The sequence below is a fragment of the Streptomyces sp. NH27 genome, from assembly GCF_056859195.1.
Window position 1 is genome coordinate 1 of record NZ_JACEGK010000747.1, and the last position, 2695, is coordinate 2695.

Consider the following 2695-nt stretch of genomic DNA (forward strand, 5'->3'; position numbering starts at 1 on the left):
CCCGCCGGTAGTACCTGGGCGCGCGGTTCCCCGCGCCCCTGCTGGTGCGGCTTTCTCCGCAAGAAGGGTGAGCCGTAAGTGCCTGGGGGGCGCGGCGAACCGCGCTCCCCCGGAGCCGTTACCGACTACCGCTGCCGGCCGGAAGTCACCCGGTAGACGTCGTAGACGCCCTCGACGCCGCGGACGGCCTTCAGGACGTGGCCGAGGTGCTTGGGGTCGCCCATCTCGAAGGTGAAACGGGAGATCGCGACCCGGTCGCGCGAGGTCTGTACGGCCGCGGACAGGATGTTGACGTGCTGGTCGGACAGCACGCGCGTGACGTCGGAGAGCAGACGGGCCCGGTCCAACGCCTCGACCTGGATGGCGACGAGGAACACCGAGGACTGGGTGGGCGCCCACTCGACCTCGATGATCCGCTCGGGCTGCTGGGAGAGCGAGTCGACGTTGACGCAGTCGGCGCGGTGGACCGACACGCCGTTGCCCCGGGTGACGAAGCCGATGATCGGATCGCCCGGCACCGGGGTGCAACAGCGGGAGAGCTTCACCCACACATCGCTCTCGCCCTTGACGATGACGCCCGGGTCGGCGTTCTTCCGCCGCTTGGTGCGGCCCTGGGTGGGCGTGGTGATCTCGGCGATGTCCTCGGTGGCGCCGTCCTCGCCGCCGAGCGCGTCGACCAGCTTCTGCACCACGGACTGCGCGGTGATGTGCCCCTCGCCGATCGCCGCGTAGAGCGCGGAGATGTCCGGGTAGCGCATCTCGTGGGCGAGGGTGACCAGCGAGTCGCCGGTGAGCACCCGCTGGATCGGCAGGTTCTGCTTGCGCATCGCCCGCGCGATGGCCTCCTTGCCCTGCTCGACCGCCTCCTCGCGGCGCTCCTTGGAGAACCAGGCACGGATCTTGTTGCGGGCCCGGGGCGACTTGACGAAGCCCAGCCAGTCCTGGGACGGCCCGGCACCGGACGCCTTGGAGGTGAAGACCTCCACGGTGTCGCCGTTGTCGAGGGTGGACTCCAGGGGCACCAGCCGCCCGTTGACGCGGGCGCCGATGGTGCGGTGGCCGACCTCGGTGTGCACCGCGTAGGCGAAGTCGACCGGGGTGGCGCCGGCCGGCAGCGCTATCACGTCGCCCTTGGGGGTGAAGACGAAGACCTCGCTCTGCGACAGGTCGAACCGCAGCGACTCCAGGAACTCGCCCGGGTCCTCGGTCTCCTTCTGCCAGTCGAGCAGCTGGCGCAGCCACGCCATGTCGTTGACCGCGTCGTCCTTCTTGTCCGAACGCGGGCTGTCGGTACGCACCTTGGAGGCGCCGGCCACCGCCTCCTGCTTGTACTTCCAATGCGCGGCGATGCCGTACTCGGCGCGGCGGTGCATGTCGAAGGTGCGGATCTGCAGCTCGACGGGCTTGCCGCTGGGGCCGATCACGGTGGTGTGCAGCGACTGGTACATGTTGAACTTCGGCATCGCGATGTAGTCCTTGAACCGGCCGGGGACCGGGTTCCATCGCGCGTGAATGGTGCCGAGCGCCGCGTAGCAGTCCCGGACGGTGTCGACCAGCACCCGGATGCCGACCAGGTCGTAGATCTCGGCGAAGTCCCGGCCGCGGACGATCATCTTCTGGTAGACGCTGTAGTAGTGCTTCGGGCGGCCGGTGACGGTGGCCTTGATCCGGGCCGCGCGCAGGTCCTGCTGGACCTGGTCGGTGACCACGGCGAGGTACTCGTCGCGCTTGGGGGCGCGTTCGGCGACGAGGCGGACGATCTCGTCGTACATCTTCGGGTAGAGGATCGCGAAGGCGAGGTCCTCCAGCTCCCACTTGATGGTGTTCATGCCCAGCCGGTGGGCGAGCGGGGCGTAGATCTCCAGCGTCTCGCGGGCCTTCTTCTCCTGCTTCTCCCGCTTGAGGTAGCGCATGGTGCGCATGTTGTGCAGCCGGTCGGCGAGCTTGATCACCAGGACCCGGGGGTCCTTGGCCATCGCGACGACCATCTTGCGCACCGTCTCGGCCTGCGCGGCCTCGCCGAACTTGACCTTGTCCAGCTTGGTGACGCCGTCGACGAGCAGGGCGACCCGGTCGCCGAAGTCGCGGCGCAGCTGCTCCAGGCCGTACTCGGTGTCCTCGACGGTGTCGTGCAGCAGCCCGGCCATCAAGGTGGCGGGGTCCATGCCCAGCTCGGCGAGGATGGTGGTGACCGCCAGCGGGTGGGTGATGTACGGGTCGCCGCTCTTGCGCTTCTGGCCGCGGTGCCAGCGCTCGGCGACCTGGTAGGCGGCCTCGATCTGCCGCAGCTGCGCGCTGTCGCCCTTGGGGTCGTTGCCCCGGACGACCCGCAGCAGGGGTTCGAGCACCGGGTTGTAGGCGCTGGAGCGCTGCACGCCGAGCCGGGCGAGCCGGGCGCGGACCCGGCTGGAGGAGGGGCCGGGCCGGGTCGGTGCGACGCTGCCGGGGGTGCGGACCGGCCGGATGGCGGCCGGCGCGGGCTTGGGCGCGAGGGTGGCGCCTTCGCGCTCGCCGTCGCTCTCCGGCTGCGCCGTCTCCCCCGCGGCGGGCGCGGACGTCGAGGCAGGTGCGGACGCGGGCGTGGGCGCCGGCGCGACAGGCGCGGGCGTGCCGTCCCCGCCGTCCGGACCCGTCCCCTGGGCGGTCCCGTCGGCGGCGTCGAGCGGCTGGGCCTGGTCTGGCAACGGCACTCCTC

General features: G+C 70.8%; 1 protein-coding gene. It reads right to left on the reverse strand.

All coding sequences use genetic code 11. The features are described 5' to 3' along the window. Positions 1 to 125: 125 nt before the first annotated feature. Positions 126 to 2465 (reverse strand): RelA/SpoT family protein, encoded by a 2340-nt coding sequence (locus tag AC13HU_RS35300; RefSeq protein WP_483046084.1) that lies wholly within the window; start codon positions 2463 to 2465, stop codon positions 126 to 128. Between the last annotated feature and the right edge of the window lie 230 nt (positions 2466 to 2695).